The sequence below is a fragment of the Commensalibacter sp. Nvir genome (genome assembly GCF_963921845.1).
Classification (GTDB): domain Bacteria; phylum Pseudomonadota; class Alphaproteobacteria; order Acetobacterales; family Acetobacteraceae; genus Commensalibacter.
Map to the genome: position 1 here is coordinate 1 of NZ_CAWUGZ010000143.1, position 19259 is coordinate 19259.

Here is a 19259-nt window from a genome sequence, read left to right on the forward strand (position 1 = left end):
CTATAAAATATTCAATGTTATAGTGGTTTTTGATTTTAAATTAAGTACTACTTTTTATAAAATGGATGTTAATAACTAAAATTGGTTTACTGTTTTAAAAACCTTTTAATTAAAAATAATATTAAAAACTGTTGAAAGTAATTATTACCTAGCTATCCAGGGAATGGGTACATAAAAATGAATCGAGATTGACTTGAATTGAAAAGCAAGAGATAAAAAAATCATACTGAGTGAATTACCGTTTAAGCTTTATATACAACGTTGAAATTTATGTTACCTTTTTAAATCAGTAATTGGTTTATGATTACTATAGTTTTTCAAAATGAAAAAATTCAATTAATTTTTGTAGGATTGTTATGAGTAATTTAATGCAACAAACACCGTTACAGGAAACACAGGGGAGTCATCGCTTCACTTCTTATCCTGCAGCACTGAGCGTTATTACAACTGTTTTTTTTATGTGGGGGTTTATAACGTGTCTTAACGATATTTTAATACCACATTTGAAAACTATCTTCGAACTAAATTACACCAAAGCCATGTTGGTACAATTCACGTTTTTTGGCGCTTATTTTATAATGTCTGTACCAGGAGGAAAAATTGTCGCTTCTTTGGGTTATAAAAAAGGGATTGTTTGTGGTCTAATTATTGCAGCATTCGGGGCTTTCGGTTTTTGGCCTGCAGCAATCTCACACAATTATTACGTTTTTCTTTTAGCACTGTTCGTGTTGGCAACCGGTATAACCGTTTTACAAGTTGCAGCCAATCCATACGTCACGCTCTTAGGTCCCCCTAAAACAAGTTCCAGCCGACTGAATCTTGCCCAAGCGCTTAATTCATTGGGAACAACCATAGCCCCTTATTTAGGGGGTATCCTTATTCTTAGCGCTGCCACATACGTTATACCTGCAGACGTAGGCAAAAGCCCCGAAACGATTCAATTAATTCAAACGCTTGAAACGAAACCTATTGCTGAAATTGAAAGCGCTTTTAAACAGGCAACACCCGAAAGCATTGCGTTCAGCTTGAAAAATGTCCCTCCCTACGTTTTTGATAGGTTGCCCGCTGATCGTATTTCACAGCAAATCGCACAATTACCCCCCCAACTTATCGGAAGTGTTATCGGAGATCTTCCTACCACCCAAAAAGTGTCTGCGGTAAGCCAACTCTCTGCGGAACAAACCGAACAACTTGATTCCCAAGTTATTGTTGAGGTTCTTGATAGCCTAGCCACCATTAAACTTGATCCAAAACAACAACAGCAATTCGAACAATTTAAGCAAAACATAACCCCTGCCATTCAGCAAAAAGTGCAAACTTACCGCAACGAACAGGCAAAATCCGTACAAATGCCTTACGCTATTTTAGGTGGGGTGTTAATATTATTGGCTATTTTTGTCGCTATTTTCAAATTACCCGAACAAAACGACCATAAAGATCCTACGTCTTCACATCGTCTAAGAGATGTGTTTCATTACCCTCATGCGTATTTAGGCGCATTGGCTGTATTTTTCTATGTTGGAGGTGAAGTTTCGGTTGGTAGCTTTATGGTTAACTATTTAACACTTCCAGAAATTGGCAGAATGACAGAACAATTGGCCGCACAATACGTCAGTTATTTTTGGGGTGGTGCGATGATCGGAAGGTTAATTGGCTCGCTATTGATGATACGTATTTCGCCAAAAATTATGCTTTCCATATTTTCTATTATCAACCTATGTTTGCTCAGCACAACAATGCTTACAACAGGGGATATAGCCGTGTATTCCGTCATTAGCATTGGTCTGTTTAATTCGATTATGTTCCCCACCATCTTTGCCTTAGCAGTAGAGAGAATGGGCTCCCTAACCGAACAAGCTTCAAGCCTTATCGTTATGGCCATCGTTGGGGGTGCTGTCATCCCCTTCGCTCAGGGCTTTATTGCTGATATTATTGGGTTGCATCATGCATTCATTTTACCCTTATTGTGCTATGTTTTTATTTTGTATTACAGTTTGGACGGTGCAAAAATACGACGCGCTGTTGTTGGATAGATTCTTTACTTAATCTAACCTACTATCCCAACGTTTAATCTTATCCAATGAACTTAAAAGAGGGTGTCAGCGCGACACCCTCTTTTTTCATAAACCTTGACATTTTACTGAAATTATTTTCGTTATAAGCAAAATTAATTGCTTTGCTCTCCAATCCTTTTTTTTGTAACCACAAGATACGTTAGGTAAAAAATTCCTATAATTGTCCAACATATTCCCAAAATAAGTGAATCTGTTTTTAAATTAATCCACATAATCATCACTGTAAAAAAACCTGCCAAAGGTAACAGCACATTATTATAAAAGTTTCTAATATTAAAACGTTGCTCACTCTTTAAACCAAATAATATAAACACGCATAAATTTACCGAACTAAATGCAGTCATTGCGCCAAAACTTATTAAAGATACAGCCGTATCAAGCCGAAAGAAAACAGCACTAAGAGAGAGAAAACCAACTAACAACACACAATAAAACGGTGAATGGTATTCAGGATGCAAATAACTGAACAGCTTTCCAGGAATAATTTTATTTGTGCTTAAAATAAATAATAATCTGGCTGCACTTGCATGAGAAGCCAGTGCAGAAGCAAACGTGTTAATTAAAATAGCAATTAAAAATATAAACTGAAAAAAGACACCCCCAACATAAAGGACAATTTCAGGCATAGCCTGCATAGGGTCTTTGAATTGACTATTATTAGGATAGTAAAGTTGTATAAACCAAGCACTTATAAAAAAAATTAATCCTCCACACAATACCGTAGCGACAATCGCACGGGGTATATTTTTTTGTGCATTTTTCGTTTCATTTGATAACGTCGCCACCGCATCAAAACCTAAGAAAGAAAAACATAGTACGGCAGAACCACTAATTAGACCGTGTATATCTTTAACCCCATTATACAACGGTTTTGTGGTCAACACATCGGCAAGACCATGCGCATGGGTTGTATCCGAAACCACCAAATAAATAAAAATCAAAATTAAAATAAGAGGAACACCAACAAATATAAAATTTAAATTAGCCAAAAAACGAATGTTTCTGCAATTAATGATGGTTACCAAAACGGTATAAAAAAAAATTAAACACCACGAGGGCATGTTAGGAAATAAGGCTTTCAGATAAATCTCAGAGAGGAGACTATTAATCATCGGAAGTAAAATAAAATCGAGTAAGGTGCCCCACCCTACAATAAAACCAATTTTTGAGCCGCAAATATGATCAACATAGGTATAAGCGGAACCCGAATAAGGATAAAATGCTGCCAAACGGCTGTAACTTCTCGCCGTAAACATAATAGCCATTAACGCAAGCAAATAGGCAAGAGGAACCCTTCCTGACGTTAAATCCGAGACAATACCAAACGTATCAAAAACGGTCATCGGCGTCATATAGGCAATCCCAATAATAACAACTTGAATAAAAGAAAGCTGTCTATGCGCAATCGTTAACTCGTTCATATATTCACTGTCCAGCTGCAACGACCTTTTTATTGTTTTCAAAAACAAAAGACACGTGAAAGTAAGACAAAAACAAGATAGAATAATCCTGTTTCAAACAAGCTAAATAATCGAAGAATTAATTTGTAATAGAGTTCAGTTTTTTTCAGGAAAGTATTTGTCAAAATATATATTAAGACTAGCCTATAAAATATATTTTCAAAAATAAAGTATTTATTATTGAATAGTATTTATTATCCATTCATTTTAATACATAAAACGATTACTTTTTGGTTAGTTTGACTTATATGAGAGGATCCGAAAAAAATTATTTAAAATTAAGAAATGATAGTGAAGATCTATTTGTGCAAAATGATTTATATTTTTGTTATAAATTAACATAACTTAATTTAAGTTTGCTCACTTGCATAAACAAAAATCTTATTGCCCTTACGTAGGAAAAAGCTTTCGACAATCATTCCAATCCCACCTAGTACACGGCGTGAAGCAATATTATCTTCTCTAGCCATAGCAATAATACGACGATATCCTCTTTTATGGGCCTCTGTTAATACTGCAAACGCTGCTTCATGAGCATAACCGTTACCGCGTGCCCACGGCCATAGAGCAAACCGTAACGCATACCCTTTACCATCCGGTCTGAGGTGAATGCCCGTAACACCTAAAAAGGAACCTACTGTCGCAAGTGATTTTTTTCTAATCGTGTAAAGACCTATACGATGACTTCCCCAATACATTATATCTTCAGCCATTTCAGCTTGTACTTGATACGGAGTCCTTACGCCGCCAAGCATATGGCTAAACACCCGACAATCGGTTTTTAAAGACAATAAGTTATGCTTATCCTGCCAATTGACAGGAGATAAAACCAGGCGTGCTGTATAAATCTGTGTATTAATCGCAAAAATTACACGTAAATCCTTATGCGTTCCAAGGCTCTTTAATCCAAAAGCTAAAAAAACTTAGTGCGTCAACGCGCAATGGGCTTGTATTTAATGCGGCTGGGTTCCGTGGCGTCTGGTCCTAATCGTTTTCGTTTGTCTGCTTCATACGCTTGGAAATTGCCCTCAAACCATTCAACGTGACTGTTCCCCTCAAAAGCCAATATATGGGTTGCCAATCGATCTAAAAACCAACGGTCATGACTGATAACCACTGCACATCCCGCAAATTCTTCAAGTGCTTCTTCCAAAACCCTTAACGTATCTAGATCCAAATCGTTGGTAGGCTCATCCAATAAAATCACGTTGCTTTCTTTTTTTAACATCTTCGCTAAATGAACTCGATTGCGTTCACCACCCGATAGAATGCCAACCTTTTTTTGTTGATCAGAACCCTTAAAATTAAACGCACCCACATAGGCCCGCGAAGCAATAGCCCGTTTACCAAAATATATTACATCCGTACCGCCTGAAATTTCTTCCCATACGGTTTTATTGGGATCCAGCGTATGTCGTGATTGGTCAACGTAACCCAGTTGTACCGTTTCACCTATACGAATTTCGCCTTCATCGGGCTGCTCTGCTTGAATAATCATTTTAAAGAGCGTCGATTTTCCAGCACCATTCGGTCCAATGACGCCAACAATTCCCCCTGGTGGCAGCTGGAAACTAAGATTGTCAATTAAAAGACGGTCATTAAACCCTTTACTTAAATTTTTTGCTTCAATAACAACATTGCCGAGCCTCTGACCTTGAGCAATGTTAATTTCCGCTACACCAGAAACTTTTTCCTGACTTTTAGCCAACATTTCTTCGTATTTTGCAATACGAGCTTGGCTTTTTGCCTGTCTCGCTTTAGGGGAAGCATTAATCCATTGTTGTTCGGCGGCTAGGGCACGTTGCCGTGCACTTTCTTCTTTTTCTTCCTGGGCTAACCGTTTACGCTTTTGTTCTAACCATGACGAATAGTTTCCTTCAAAAGGATACCCTCTTCCCCTTTCGATTTCTAATATCCAATTGGTCACATTGTCCAAAAAGTAACGATCGTGAGTGATCAAAATGACGGTGCCTGTGTATTCTCTCAGCGTTTGTTCAAGCCAGGCAACACTTTCCGCATCCAAATGGTTTGTTGGTTCGTCCAATAACAAAATGTCAGGTTTTTCGATCAATAATCGGCAGAGAGCAACCCGTCGGCGTTCACCTCCTGACAAGGTATCCACATTCATTTCGGCAGGTGGGCAGCGTAAAGCGTCCAATGCAATGTCGATTTGTCTATCCAATTCCCACCCATTGCCCGCATCAATCTGTTCTTGTAATTCAGCTTGTTCGGATAACAAACTATTCATTTCTTCATCATCCATAGGCTCAGCAAATTTCATCGCTATCTCGTTAAAACGATCAACGGCGTGCTTTAAAGAACCAAATCCTTCTGCAACATTTTCTTTGACGGTTTTAGTGGAATCAAGTTGAGGTTCCTGCTCTAAATATCCAATTTTGATATGCTCTGCAGCCCAGGCTTCCCCACCAAATTCCTTGTCTCTACCCGACATAATCTTAAGCAACGTTGATTTACCTGCACCGTTAACGCCTAACACGCCAATTTTAACACCCGGTAAAAAAGAAAGCGTAATGCCTTTGAAAACTTCCCTGCCGCCTGGATAAGCCTTGGTCAAATCTTTCATTACATAAACATATTGAGGCCCAGCCATCTTGTAGAAGCTCCTTAACAATCAACAATAAAAACAATCGCAATGGGGGAAATACCCACCTTGATTAGTATAATACAAGGCGAGAAATATAAAAAGCGTCTGCGCCCGGCAGGACTCGAACCTGCAACCAGGCCGTTATGAGCGGTCGGCTCTAACCAGTTGAGCTACAGGCGCTTAGACGCTCATTTCATGTGACCTAAATTGAAAAAAATTGCAAGAATTATTTTTACCCAAGCACTCAACAACGTGCATTTTTTTGAAAATATTATTTAAAAAAGTCTGAATTTGCTAAAGATCTTCAGCGTTAGCCTCCATGCATTTGCAAAAATTCGTTTTTACTTTTGTATCATTCTATGCTTTTTTAAAATTATACTTCTCGAATGGCTAAGAGAATCGTTTATTTATTTCATTCATGCACATTGGAAAACTATTATGGATTTATCTAAACTTTCATCCGGCAAAGACGTGCCAAACGATGTAAACGTTATTATAGAAATACCCAAAGGCTCAAAAGTTAAATACGAAGTGGATAAAGAAAGTGGAGCAATTTTTGTAGATCGTGTTGTGTTTACACCAATGGCTTATCCTGCTGCGTATGGGTTCGTACCCAATACTTTGGCCGAGGATGGCGATCCTATTGACATGCTCGTTTTATGTCCTGAACCCATTATTCCAGGCGCTGTAATACGCTCTAGGCCTATTGGTGTATTAAAAATGGAAGACGAATCTGGAATGGATGAAAAAATCATTTGTGTTCCTCATGACAAAATCCATCCCTTTTATTCCAAAATCAATGAAGTTGAAGAGTTACCAGAAATTGTAAAGCAAGAAATTGAACATTTTTTCACCCATTACAAAGATTTAGAAAAAGGTAAATGGGTCAAGATTTTGGGTTGGGATAATCGCCAAGCGGCTCATAAACTCATAAACAACTCAGTAAAAAAGTACAAAGAATAGCACAGCAAAAATTAGGAGCATTCTATGCTCCTTTTTTTTCTCCGCGGACAGACAACCCTTTACCGTAAATAAGCTAGAACTGAAAAAACAACCGATAAAGGTTTATCCCAATACCAGTGTAAGTTAAAATCCGTTACAATTACTGTTTTAACTCAAAATAACCACGAAATAATATACTACCCGAGATTACCAGTGGATGTGTTAATTTAATAAATTACGTAGTTTAAACATTAAGTTTAACACTCGGACTCGACTGCACAAAAAACCATAAAGCCCACATCAAATCATTCAGAATTTGGAGAAGTTCCTAAATGATTCGGGGGAGTACGTCCATTGATAAGATCATCAATCAAGGCCTCATAAGAATTAAGATATCCTTTCATTGAAAGATGATCTTCAGCTTCTTTTCTGGCCTTTTCACTTAAGTCGTTAGACAAAGCTGTATTCTCTAAAACTTCTAATACTGTTTCCGATAATCGACTAGGGTCATGAAAAGGTGTCAATAGACCCGTTTCGCGATCTTTTATAAATTCCCTTACAGGCTGGGTATCGCTGGCAATAATTGAACATCCCATTGCCATTGCTTCCCTTAAAGACCACGATAAAACGAAAGGATACGTCATATAAATATGGGCGTCAGAACGCTTTAAAATTTGACAAAACATTTCGTAAGATACTTGTCCAGAGAAACAAACTCTAGACTCATCTAAGCGATTATGAACTTCTTTTAACATAAATTCTCGCCAAGAAAGCCCACCTTCCAAGGTTGCCCCATAACTTACCTGATCACGACCCACGATGACTATTTTAATATCTGAACGAGCAGTGAGCAATTGAGGCAAAGACCGCATAAAAATGTGAAACCCTCGGTAAGGTTCTAGGCCTCTAGCTACATAAGTTACTAATTTATCTCCGGGATTAACAATAAAATCACCAACCTTAAAAATTTTTGTTTTTACCTCTGGCTCAGGCTTGCACGTTTCTAAATCCACACCTTCTCTTAGTACGGTTATCGTTTCACGTGCCCACGCAGGATAAGTCGAATATTGAAAATTTGTCGGGGTTTGACCCCATCCGGCACTAGTTGCTGATATCAAATTAACAGTGTTTTTAAAACGAACTCGGGAAGGCAAAAATTCATCGGATGGAAATTCAGGATCAAAATCAACATCCAACCCAACAGGATTATAATAAAATTCACAATATTTTAACAAAGGGACCTTTGGATAAACATCGTGTATATTTAATAATTCACCCCACCCCTGATGGCCAATAATAATGTCAGGCTCATACCCTAAATTTTTTAACGTTTTTGCAGTTTTATAAACCTCAATCCCCCTTTTATACGCCAAATCCAGCTCTAACAAAGCGGGAGTTATCTTTGAAGAAGCTTTTGGACCATTGTAAAAAACTGAACGAACGTTTTGAACTTTTTGATTGGTTCCTTGGCTAATAAAAACAATATCATTGTCCGGGCTTTTAGCTAAGTGGCGTACAATATGCATATATTGCCCTAAAAAATTTTGATGTACGAATAAATACTTCACGACTTACAATCCACCCCGCTTTTGATTTCTAAATCTATTATGGTACTCTTTTGCTCAGCGTCGAATTCTTTACGCTCACCTAATTTAAAGCATAAAAGAATAGAAAAAAGCTAATTCTCTACATTTGCTTTAGTGACCGGGGTTTTCAGTTTAATATTACTTCGAACCACACGGTTCACAACAGGATCAGAGGGTGAAGTTGCTTGGTCATTATTTTCTTGATTATCTCGCTGAATCAATTCGACGCGTATGGCTTCAAGAGGTGCAATTGAATCGGCACATACGATTGTATCATCTTCAACGGGGCCAACTTTCGAGCCATCCACAAACGTTGCACTTAACCGCACCGTAATTTTTTTTGAGGCTTCATCACTCAGCCTGACTCTTAAACCGCATAGGGGCAAAGCCATTCCTCGACTTCCACAAAATTGCTTTCCTTTATACCAAGGGGACATCCATCCTTTACCTAGTACCGCTTGGTATTCTATATCCTCGGGATCAATCAATTCTCCAAGATGAAGACTGAATCCTTCAATCCAGGTTTTACTATCGGGCACCCCCACCCAATCACCAAGCGCTACGGTCACATCTCCCATACGCTCTACATGAGCAAAAAGATAACTTTCTTCTTCTTTTTTTGATAAACCATTAGCGTTTTCGCTAACATTTTGTTCTTGTCGAGGGGGTGTCTCATCTTGGGTTGAAGCATTGAGCTGCGCACGGTTTTGTTCTTTAGGCGCATCATTTAACCGCGTAACTTGTATATTGGGTGCATTCACCTTACGAGCAGGATTTTCATAAATTGTAATCAAAATCAAACCTGGACTGTTCGATACACGAACCAGGGCTGCATTTTTCTCAGCACCTAGCCAACCATCTTTCTCAAAAGTTTCTATTTTTATGTGTGCTTTTTGTTGAAAAGGCGGTAATGAAACCCGTAACCCCGGAAAACCAAATTCATCTGCCTCTGCCTGGCCAGGTGAGTGGTAAATGCAATACAATCCCGCATTCAAACTCATCAAATGGCCACTTACATCTAAATCAATGGTTCTTTTATTTTCTTTATGATTTGTTTTACTATCTGACATCCGTTAAACCCACTTGAACACGTTTACAACATTAAAAAAAATTACAACTAAGCTTATATCTAGTATTGGTTCAAAGTTCTAATTACACAATCGAAGTAAGCTATCATTTAAGTTTTGTATACTTATATTATTAGGCAACACGCATCCTCTTTTTGTCGATTTTATCCGTTCTGCAATGGCCCCCATATCAAACGAAACCGTTTTCAGTCCAGCGCGCCAGGCTATACTTAACGTGTAACACCAAGTTTCCGGCCATATGTTTGGGAAAAACGCTAAATCAGCATGTTGTTGTGCCACCAATGCCACGGCTTCGTCTTCCAAATAAGGACCCGTAATAAAAATTCTTTTTGATTCTAAAAGTTGCCGATCATCACAAGACCAACCGACCAGCACGAATTCAATAGGAAGATTTCGTTCATCGGCATCTTTCAGCAGTTTTTTTAAAATAAAAAATCCTTTTTCAGCTCCAATTGCTCCGATAATACAAATTTTAAAGATTCGATTTTTATGAGTTACGTAAGAGGATGTATTTTTTTCTTTTTTTAGAGAAAAATAAGCTAATTGATCGAGACTTAGGCCTGGATTATCATCTTCTAGAGGAGAAACCACAATATTGCTTAATAATGGAAAACATTGGGTAACTCTTTCTAAAGCATCTTGTGAAGGTACGTATATACGCTGAGAACATAATAATTCTTGTGTCGATCTTTTCAACCAATATTTAAATGAAATTGATGTATTTATAAATTTTTTTGAATGTGAGAGACAATTTTGGCATACCTCAGTACTTTCAAACTGCATGCATAATTTTTTTCTATAATCAATGAGGGTTATTCGAGGACAAAACACATAATAATCATGGATAAAAAAATCGTAAGGTTTGTTTATATCTTTTAACAAATCGTGTATTTTATCATGATGACCAATGAAATGATGTACTTCTGTCCATTGTATATGGAACAGAGAAAGTTGTTCACATAGCTGCGCGTAATCACCTGGCAAATCGTATCTAAGATTAGGATAATTGCCCTCAAAACTTTTGTTGTCCTGCTGTTCAATTTTATAACATAAATCTAATGTACACTCTTTGTTTGTCGTTCCAGGTCTAAGAACAACGACCATATAGTTTTTTAGTACAATTTGATTAATTCGCTCTTGAACGCTTCTCTCAACACCACCCCCATATTTATGCGTAATAATCAAAACCGATTGTATTGGTTTTTTTTGAGACGCTTTCATTAACAAAAATTCTTGCACGCGTTCTTTATCAATCCGACGGCGGATGCATCGTAAAGGGTCTTTTGCCCTAAAATCTTTGATTAATTGACGATAATAAGGATGAATTTTGTTTAAAATTTTGAAATTACGCTTCATTAACGCTAAGTTTAATGCCCCAAAAGATACCCCCCCACGATGTCCCACAAAAATACCTGTTGCCAAAACATTTAACCATCCCAAAGCTTTGGCACGCATACAAAAATCATTTTCTTCGCCATAACCTTGCGAAAAAATATCCTCCCGGAAACCCCCCGTTTCTTCTATGCAATCACGCCGAATAAACATACAAAATCCATAACCGGTAGGAATTTCTTCATACTGCGTCTCGCCAATACTAGTCATGATTTTCGTGTAACGATTAATTTGTGCCAGCGATGGAAACGCATTCATTTTTACATGACTTGGATAAGAAAAAATACCAGCGTTATTTGAAAAAGGGGTAACCGTTCCTATTTTTTTTTGCGCATAAGCCACCGATTGTAATGTTTCAATCCAACCCTTAGGAACTAATGTATCGCTATTAAGAAGAAGAATATCATGATCAGGCCAAAGCTTAATTCCTGTATTGACAGCACTAGGGAAACCTAAATTCTGTTTATGATGCGCCATAAATATTTTTTTATTATCCACATAACTCATGAGAGTATTAATAAGCTCAGCATCCATAGATCCATCGTTAACCATCTGGATCACTGCCCCTAAAGTTAAGGTATCGATAACGCTGTAGAGGCACTCAAGTGTTTCGTTAACCCCCTTATAAATAGGAATAATAATAGCAATAGATTTTTCTTTTGGATTGGAGCTACTTGGATAACAAGAGGACACGTGTCCTTTACCTTCAGAATTACTATTCTTTATAGTGTGTTGAAGTGTGGAAACTCTCGCAACTAGAGGGCTTCCAAGTAATTGTTTTCCATATTCATTCTTTAAAAAAAGTGGTTTTTTTCTGTCGCCTTTGTGTACAAACGAGAAAGATCGAGGTCTAAAAAAAGGTCTGTCCAATGGGTTTTTATCAATTTCCTGGATAACCTGAATTTTTTCAATCAACCTTTGGTTCGAATACAAAGAAAGAAAAGGCAACCGCTCCGGTTGCATAGGAAACCAGATCCAACCTTTTACCAGCCCTTTGTCGAATTCAACAAAACTTTCCGTCTGAATAATTGAAAGGATATCAATCGGAGAGCCATGCAAGTGCTTGCCATTTTGGTATAGACTTAATTTTTGTTTGGTAAAATATGTTTGAGGCAGAGCGAACTCTGGTGCGTTTGATGTAAATTGAAATTGATCATCAAGAAATACAGAAATAGGATCTGTGCTTAATGAATGGACTCTGATCAATTTTAAACTTCCATCAACACAGCAAATGTTCGTTAGTCCTATTTTTTTTAATGCTCGGATTAACGTCGACCAAATAAATGGTGATATGCCGTAAGAAGATAAGATTTTATTTAAATAAACTAAGGTTTCTTGATAATTTTTTTGAAAAATTTTTATTAAAACGAGACTTAACCATCCTTCAATAAAATTATACTCCTTCATTAAAGAACTAAACAATTTGGAAGCTTCATCCAATTGCGCAAGCTTCCAATATATCATGGCCATTTCAAAATTAATGGTTGGGTTTTTATTTGCCAATCGATGCGCACGTTCAATCCAACGTAAAGCAGTGGTATAATCGCCTCTTTTTTTTTCCTCTAATGCTTTCTCAAAAGCATATTGAGCATCAATTCTTGCTTTTTCCCGCGCTTGATCTATTTTTTTTTGATGCTCATCTATCAAAGCTAATTTATTATCATCTATCATATTAATTCTCAAATACGAATAAGCTCAAGCATAGACTTGCTATGTTAAGAATTATAGATATGTAAACCGGGTGAAATTTCTGTCTTAGTAGGTTTTTTATTTTTTGCCTCTTCGTCAAGAGATTCAAGTTCAAGCGTTTCCAGTTCTTTTTGCGCTTCTTTCAAACCATTTTGTAATGCTTTTTCAAACCAAAACCGAGCCTGTTTTAAGTCCACGCTTCCTGCTAAACCTTTTGCATAGTAACGTCCTAGCATAAGCTGAGCTTGGGAATGACCTTTGTTCGCAGCCCGTTCGAACCATTGTTGAGCTTTAAAACGATCAGGGGCTAAATAGTTGCCTCCACCATACAGTGCAGCCACAGAAAACATCGCACTAACATTATCTTGCTCAGCCGCACTTTTATAAAGTTTTAAAGCTTCCATAGCTATTTTACCCATATCACTGGACTGACTTTGTAATAAAATACTGGCCCATAAACACTGAGCCTCTGGCATACGGTCTTCAGCTGCAGACGATATCAATCGATATGCCCCTTCAATATCTTTGTCGCCCCCTATCCCTCCTAATTTCATTTTTCCTAACCATAATTTAGCAGGCACAACCTGATCTTGGGAATGGTGTAACCAATGTCTTGCTTGTGCCGCCTCTTCCTCTTTTTGGGTCAAATTATAATTTTTTAAATGAATAATTGCCGTCTTATAAGCTATTTCGGGCTGATGAACCGAAATTTTTGAAAGACAAGTGGATAGGGCTTCGTTAATCATTGATTGATCAGAGGATTTAAGCATTATATCAGCCAATATCGACGCCGATTCAACATCCCCCGCCAGGCTGGATTTTTTTAAAAATTCCACAGCTTTTTCTATAGATTTGGTAACGCCTAAACCATTTAAATACAATAACGCCAAAGCACGCGTAGCTGTTATGTGACCATTATTGGCCGCATGAGTGTACCAACGCAATGCTTCAATATAATTTGGAGGTATTTCTTCATTACCTTGACCATTCATATCTCCAAGAATGACTGCCGCTTCGATATCTCCTTTTAATGCTGCTTTACGAAGCCAGGTTTCCGCTTGAATGAAATTCCTTTCAACCCCTTGCCCCTTTTTCAAGGCTACCCCATACAACGCCTGGGCTTCTCTAATGCCGGCTTCAGCAGCTTGTTTGTATAATTCTGCAGCACGTTCAAAATTTTTTTCAAGACCTTTTCCGGTCTCGTACATAACACCAAGCCTATACATAGCTGAAGTCATGCCTCGCTGCGAAGCCAATTCCAGTAATGAGGCTGCTTGACAATAATCCTCCTCCGTTTGAGCATTTTTGAGCAAAAACAATCCTTTACCCATATACCCTTGCGGCGAATCCTGGTCAATCGAACGATCATACCACTTTAAACATTCCCCTTTTCTTTCTGGATCTAAAGAAAGTAAATAAGCGTATAAAGCTTGTCCTTCAGCAAGATGTGCAAAAGCAGCTTTTTCTGCCCAAACAAAAGCACGCTCTAAATCAGGCTTGATATTACTGTAGTCTTCGCTTTTTACTTGGAAAAAAACATTTTCATCTTGTTTATATTCTGGAATACCATTCACGTATAACAACGCAAGAATATAACATGATGCAAGCCACCCTTCGTTAGCCGCACATTCATGCCACGATAAAGCATCATGTATATTTACAGCGACGCCTTTCCCTCTTAAATAACACATACCCAACCAATATTTCGCTTCCGTTGAGTTAAGCGCAACTGCTTTTAAAAACAGCCTAAAAGCTATGGGATAATCCGAGGCATCAAAAGCACTCTTAGCCTTACGAAGAAGCTTCGCTGCCTTACGCGAACGATATTTTTTGAACAACGTTTGTAGTGGTAACAAGTAAATTGTACTCCAAATGCATAATTTTACTTACTGCGGATCTCTCATACCTTCTGTCATCTGAGGAACGATACCATTCATAAGATACTGTGCAACTGTTCGTTTTCCCACATGTATGTCGACATCTACAGTTAAGCCAGGGGTTGGATGAAAAAAATTAGGCACGTTGCGAAGCGTATATTTTACAATCTTAAGCCTAGCTCTGAAATAAGGTTTTTCTCTGAATTGAATAGGGGTAACACCCAACCGGTTGCTTTCTTGTGTTGTATCGCCAGGTTGAAAAACATCCGGACTTATATTCGTCAAAATGGCTTCTGCACCACCGTATTGAGTATAGGGAAACGTCGAGAATTTTATAATAGCGTGATCACCCAACTTTAAGTACCCTATTTCTTCTCCAGAAACTGCTGCCTCAACCGTTAGCCCAGTACCGATGGGAATGAGGGTCATAAAAGGCATACCTGGACTTAAAATTGAACCGATAGATCCTTTTGCTATTGAAAATACAATTGAATCTTGTTCTGCTTTTAACAACACTTTGTTACGACGCAAATCAGCTTTTTGTAAATCACTTTTATCTTTTGCAAGTTGCTTTTGTGCATCAATTAAATCTTTTAATACCGTTGATCTCCAATTTTCAATATACGCTGTTTTATCGGCTTGCAACGATGCAATTTTCTTAGTGGTTGCCGTTATGGATTGTTGAGCAGAAATCAAACGATTTTCAACATCCATTAACGTATCTTGAGACCCAAGAGTAGACAATCGACTGCCCACTTGTTCTTGTTGCAATTTTTTCCTCATGTTATTAACATCTGAAGCAACTTGCACTCTACCTTTAAGAACGGCAGCACTGGCTATATAATCTTGCAATTGGGCAGCTTGCTCTTGAATTTTTTGATCAAAGCTTTCGATTTTGGCATTGTATTCTAATTTACGCTTTGTAAACGTATTGCCCTGTTCCTTCGAATAAGGATTGGCAGGATCAACTTGATAGGGCTTGTTCTCAGATTCTGCCTTTAACCGATCATACTCTACCTGTTCTACCCCGACTTGCAATCGCAAATTTTCAACGTCTGCTTGAGACAGCGTTGGGTCTAAGTGGGCCAAAACCTGCCCTTTTGAAACAAAATCACCTTCTTTAACGTCAATAGACTGGATAATACTTTGCTCCATCGATTGAACCAACAAAGGGGTTGCGGTTGAAATCAAACGCCCATTTGCACTGACCACTTTGTCTAAAGGAAAAACGCATATGGCAATAAAAGTAAACAATGCTAATCCACTAATTAACCACGTTATGTATTGAGCTGAAGCGGTCGGAGGCAAATTAATAGCGGCAGAGGTTGGCGAATGAAACTCAAGCAACGATAAAGGCATATCGGCTTTAAAACTATCATCGCTTCCCGCTTCAGGTAATAAATAATTATCGTTTATGTGATCCGATGAATCTGACCCACGTTTTGAGGTGACTAACTCTTCAGCTGAGTGATCAGTGGTAATTTCTTTATTGGTATTTTTTTCAATTTTTTTATTCGCGCCATGATCGTCACGAATGGAGTCATTTGAGTCGTTAACCATCACTGATCTCCCGTAAGAATTAAAGACTCATCGTTTGAATCGTTTTTCTTTTTATTTGCGGCTTTACGATTTAACGTATGCCTGTTTTGTTGTAACCAAAGGGTGCGATAAATCTCGCAAGTTTCCAACAATTCTTCGTGCGTACCAATTGCTTGCATAACACCTTGATCAAGAACTAAAATTTTATCACAATTCACCAAAGAGGATAAACGATGGGAAACAATGATCATCGTTCTTCCTTTGGCAATACGTTCTAAGTTTGCATTTACCAAAGCTTCACTTTCTGGATCTAAAGCAGACGTCGCTTCATCTAAAATCATAAGCTTGGGATCAATAATAACAGCCCTAGCAATGGCTAAACGCTGCCGCTGACCACCGGAAATATTGGTTGATCCCTCTTCAATAAACGTGTCATACCCTGAAGGCATGCGTTCAATAAACTCTTCGGCTCCAGCCAAACGAGAGGCTCGGATGGCATCTTCCATCGTTAGTCCAGGACGACCTGCGGTGATGTTATCTTTGACTGATCCACGAAAAAGGAAATTGTCTTGTAAAACGACACCAAATGAACGTCTTAAATGGGTTAAATTAATTTCTCTTAAATCCACACCATCTAGCCTTAAAAATCCTGTATAGCCACGGCTAACCCCTTGCAATAATCTCGTAATCGTCGATTTTCCTGAGCCGCTTCTTCCAACCAAGCCCAACATCGTACCCGCAGGAATGGAAAAGGAGATATCGGATAACGCTTTGGTATTCCCGCCCGGATAAGTAAAACTGACTTTTTCAAACTGCAAATGACCAACGATTTTGGGTCGTAATCCAGTGGTTAAGGCTTTTGTTTCCGTCGGATTGTTTAAAATCTCACCCGCTTGGCCTAAGGCCGTACGCACCTCGGTCACATCCGTCAACAATTTAGCCATACCGACTAAGGGGGCCGCCACTCTTCCACCCAACATCATGAACGCTAAAATAGAACCGGCATCAATCCCTGCTGTTGGATTGGAAATGCAGATATAAGCTCCAAGCAAAATAATGCCACGGTTAATAAAAAAATCCAAAGGCATGACCAACGTTTCGGGCCAGTTTTGCATTCGAGAAGTCGCTAATCGCCACTTGGATACTTCGGCAATAACCTCATCCCATTCTTGTCTTCGCGTGGGTTCCAAAGCAATTGTTTTAACCGTTCTTATCCCTGCTACGGTTTCATACATGACCGAGGCACGGGTCATCTCGGCCTCAATACGTTGGGAATAACGACGTGTTAAAGGAGGCAAAAGAATGACGACAATAAGACCAATTCCGCCAGCGGCTGCAATAGTAAGCCAAGCAAGTATGGTACTAATATAAAACAAAAAGGGTAAAATAACGATCAGGGTAAACAGATCAAGAAAGGTCGTTAACAATTTCCCTGTAATAAAATCCCTCACTAAATAAATCTGCGAAACCTTGCCAACGATACGTCCAGCCTGCTGACGTTCAAAATACTCTAAAGGTAAAGCAAGCAAACGATTAAACGTATGAATGGATATCCTTGCATCCAGTTTATTCGCTAATACAGCCGTAAGCTCTCTTCGCGCGTAACTGATCAGAATTTCGTAAAAACACAAGACAATCAAAAGCCCTGTAATGGATATAAGCGTTGCTAGGGAATGGAACGCTACCACGCGATTCACAACCTGCATAACGATAAAGGCAGGAAATATTTGTAAAATACTGATTATTATAGAAGCCAATGCAATATCGCGCAAAGATGTCCTCTCACGCAATACCATTTTGGCAAGCCACGTGAAGTTAATATCCGCTTCGGCTTCAGATAAATTCCGATTTCGCTTGATTAAAAGTACATCCCCTGTCCAAGCCTGTCTTAACCTAACCTCATCAACAGCAACAGGGGCAGAATGCTCGTTTCCCATTGGATCACGTAAAAAAACTACTCTTTTTTGGGGATTAACGCCTACCATCAACCCTGCAGAACCGTCTTTAAACATAAGAACTACAGGGGGTGAATTATATAATCGGATCAAATAACGCCACTTTATACGCATCCCCTTTGCTACCAGACCTTGATTGTTCAGCCATCGAGCTAACGTAGCTGGAGAAGGCGAATCTTCGTTAGGTTCTTTAGCAAAATCGCGTATGTCCAAATCAACACCGTGATACTTTGCAGCCGCCATTGTTGCTTTCAGACGAATCATCATGGGGGACATTTTACTTTTATTCTCTACATTGTCCGCCGCATTATTTCCTAAATTTGATTGATCCACTGATCATCCTTTACCTTAAAGAGTAACCATCGTAGCTTTTTTACTAAATTACAGTGGCAAATCAAAAAGTAGACATTTTTCAATTATGTCACCGATAGAGCTTTAAAAAGCTAACAAAAAAAATTTGCAATTCAAACTTTTTCCCTAGTTTTTGATCGTTACAAATTTTTTCTACTTTAATTCTTAAACTCAATGGTTAGTATACATATTTACGATATAAAAATAATTCAAACTGCTTTTAAAAAATTGTAATTAATTAAATTAACCCATTTGGTATCTGTAATAAATAACTTTAACGTCATACCCTACAAGTTAAAAGCATTCAATTTTTTTATTATAATTTTATCTGTTTTCCGCAGATGATAGATAATCAATATTGACTTTTGGAAAGAGCCCAAAAGCAAACTTCTTTTGTGAGTAAGACATAAAATTGATTGTTCAAAACTAAAATTTGATTAAATCAAAAATTTTTTAAACAAAAAATTATAAACGCCTATTAAGCTTCGTTCAAATTCAACTTGCTTTAAACTAGATGAAAAATAACCTTTAACCGATACGCCGGGGCCGATATTTTCGAATAACCTTTCTCAAAAACTTAGTTTCGAGCTTTAAAGATTTTAACTTTAAGAATGCGCTTAAAATTAGAAGGTCATGTTTCGTATAGTCTTAATAAATAAAAGTAAATATTAATACGCATTATCTCTCTATTGATTTATAG

Annotated in this window: 11 protein-coding genes and 1 tRNA gene; 2 read left to right on the forward strand and 10 right to left on the reverse strand. The window is 38.0% G+C overall.

What is annotated here, in order from left to right; all coding sequences use genetic code 11:
- Nucleotides 1–356 precede the first annotated feature (356 nt).
- Nucleotides 357–2033 carry a sugar MFS transporter gene (locus AABE15_RS09135; protein WP_338330988.1) on the forward strand — a complete coding sequence of 559 codons (1677 nt, stop codon included), beginning with the start codon at nt 357–359 and terminating at the stop codon, nt 2031–2033.
- 134 nt (nt 2034–2167) lie between these two features.
- Here the strand turns inward: AABE15_RS09135 and AABE15_RS09140 are convergent, their stop codons facing one another.
- The 4 genes from AABE15_RS09140 to AABE15_RS09155 form a co-directional block, all read right to left on the reverse strand.
- Nucleotides 2168–3496 carry an APC family permease gene (locus AABE15_RS09140; RefSeq protein ID WP_338330989.1) on the reverse strand — a complete coding sequence of 443 codons (1329 nt, stop codon included), beginning with the start codon at nt 3494–3496 and terminating at the stop codon, nt 2168–2170.
- A gap of 389 nt (nt 3497–3885) precedes the next feature.
- Nucleotides 3886–4404, reverse strand: a complete 519-nt coding sequence (locus AABE15_RS09145) for a GNAT family N-acetyltransferase (protein WP_338330997.1) — start codon at nt 4402–4404, stop codon at nt 3886–3888.
- Between the two features lie 62 nt (nt 4405–4466).
- Complete coding sequence (gene ettA / locus AABE15_RS09150; RefSeq protein ID WP_338330990.1) at nt 4467–6146, reverse strand: energy-dependent translational throttle protein EttA; 1680 nt, start codon at nt 6144–6146, stop codon at nt 4467–4469.
- Between the two features lie 100 nt (nt 6147–6246).
- A tRNA-Ile gene (locus AABE15_RS09155) sits at nt 6247–6320 on the reverse strand.
- 258 nt (nt 6321–6578) lie between these two features.
- On the opposite strand from AABE15_RS09155, the gene ppa reads away from it, so the two are divergent.
- Nucleotides 6579–7103, forward strand: a complete 525-nt coding sequence (ppa, locus tag AABE15_RS09160) for an inorganic diphosphatase (RefSeq protein ID WP_338330991.1) — start codon at nt 6579–6581, stop codon at nt 7101–7103.
- 284 nt (nt 7104–7387) lie between these two features.
- Here ppa and AABE15_RS09165 read toward each other — a convergent pair whose 3' ends face one another.
- The 6 genes from AABE15_RS09165 to AABE15_RS09190 form a co-directional block, all read right to left on the reverse strand.
- Nucleotides 7388–8608 (reverse strand): glycosyltransferase, encoded by a 1221-nt coding sequence (locus tag AABE15_RS09165; RefSeq protein WP_338330992.1) that lies wholly within the window; start codon nt 8606–8608, stop codon nt 7388–7390.
- A 152-nt stretch (nt 8609–8760) separates the two neighbouring features.
- The gene (locus AABE15_RS09170) at nt 8761–9738 is read right to left on the reverse strand and encodes a hypothetical protein (RefSeq protein ID WP_338330993.1); all 978 of its coding nucleotides are present in this window, start codon (nt 9736–9738) and stop codon (nt 8761–8763) included.
- A gap of 78 nt (nt 9739–9816) precedes the next feature.
- Entirely contained in the window at nt 9817–12819 is a 3003-nt protein-coding gene (locus AABE15_RS09175; protein WP_338330994.1) for a glycosyltransferase, read from the reverse strand.
- Between the two features lie 44 nt (nt 12820–12863).
- Nucleotides 12864–14693 carry an SEL1-like repeat protein gene (locus AABE15_RS09180; protein ID WP_338330995.1) on the reverse strand — a complete coding sequence of 610 codons (1830 nt, stop codon included), beginning with the start codon at nt 14691–14693 and terminating at the stop codon, nt 12864–12866.
- A 30-nt stretch (nt 14694–14723) separates the two neighbouring features.
- On the reverse strand, nt 14724–16274 hold the full coding sequence (locus tag AABE15_RS09185; RefSeq protein WP_338330996.1) for an HlyD family type I secretion periplasmic adaptor subunit: 1551 nt from the start codon (nt 16272–16274) through the stop codon (nt 14724–14726).
- A complete protein-coding gene (locus AABE15_RS09190) occupies nt 16274–18451 on the reverse strand; it encodes a peptidase domain-containing ABC transporter (RefSeq protein WP_338330998.1) in 2178 nt (725 codons plus the stop codon). The genes AABE15_RS09185 and AABE15_RS09190 overlap by 1 nt, the downstream gene beginning before the upstream one ends.
- Nucleotides 18452–19259 lie beyond the last annotated feature (808 nt).

Excerpts from the sequence above, each read along its gene's own strand:
- AABE15_RS09165 (WP_338330992.1), bottom strand. The coding sequence starts at position 8,608 with ATGCATATTGTACGCCACTTAGCTAAAAGCCCGGACAATGATATTGTT.
- AABE15_RS09170 (WP_338330993.1), bottom strand. The coding sequence starts at position 9,738 with ATGTCAGATAGTAAAACAAATCATAAAGAAAATAAAAGAACCATTGAT.
- AABE15_RS09185 (WP_338330996.1), bottom strand. The coding sequence starts at position 16,274 with ATGGTTAACGACTCAAATGACTCCATTCGTGACGATCATGGCGCGAAT.
- AABE15_RS09175 (WP_338330994.1), bottom strand. The coding sequence starts at position 12,819 with ATGATAGATGATAATAAATTAGCTTTGATAGATGAGCATCAAAAAAAA.
- AABE15_RS09190 (WP_338330998.1), bottom strand. The coding sequence starts at position 18,451 with ATGGCGGCTGCAAAGTATCACGGTGTTGATTTGGACATACGCGATTTT.
- AABE15_RS09140 (WP_338330989.1), bottom strand. The coding sequence starts at position 3,496 with ATGAACGAGTTAACGATTGCGCATAGACAGCTTTCTTTTATTCAAGTT.
- AABE15_RS09135 (WP_338330988.1), top strand. The coding sequence starts at position 357 with ATGAGTAATTTAATGCAACAAACACCGTTACAGGAAACACAGGGGAGT.
- ettA (WP_338330990.1), bottom strand. The coding sequence starts at position 6,146 with ATGGCTGGGCCTCAATATGTTTATGTAATGAAAGATTTGACCAAGGCT.
- ppa (WP_338330991.1), top strand. The coding sequence starts at position 6,579 with ATGGATTTATCTAAACTTTCATCCGGCAAAGACGTGCCAAACGATGTA.